A 545-nucleotide genomic window follows, 5' to 3' on the forward strand; every position below is an offset into this window, starting at 1 on the left:
CCCTTGACGAACATCGTGACCGCCGGATCGTTGCCGCCGGTCGGATTCACGTCGATACCCTTGTAGACGCCGTTATTGTTGAAAATGACGATGCAGATCGGCAGGTTGTAGCGGCAGATAGTTTCCACCTCCATGCCCGAGAAGCCGAACGCACTGTCACCGCACAGCGCGAGGACAGGCTTGCTGGTTTCGACCGCCGCAGCGACCGCGTAGCCCATGCCCACACCCATCACGCCCCAGGTGCCCACGTCGAGGCGCTTGCGCGGCTCGTACATGTCGATCACGGCACGGGCGTAGTCCAGCGTGTTGGCGCCTTCGTTGACAAACGAGATGCCCGGATTGGCTTTGACGACGTCCTTCAGCGCGCGCAGCGCGCTATGGAAGTTCATCGGCGACACATCCTTGGACAAGGTCTCGGCCATCTTCGCCAGGTTCTTGTCCTTGCGTTCGTCCACCGCGTTCAGCCAATCGGCGCCCGGCTTGGCAAAGCCGTTGCCGATCTTGTCGAGCATTGCCGATACGCACGAACCAATGTCACCCACTAC

At 60.9% G+C, this 545-nt stretch carries 1 protein-coding gene; it reads right to left on the minus strand.

Features of this window, described 5'->3' with window-relative positions; translation table 11 throughout:
• The coding region (locus AC1DHL_RS29740; protein ID WP_478164329.1) for a thiamine pyrophosphate-dependent enzyme at positions 1 to 545 on the minus strand (545 nt) is incomplete at both ends.

It is taken from the genome of Variovorax sp. 10L426 (assembly GCF_056395305.1).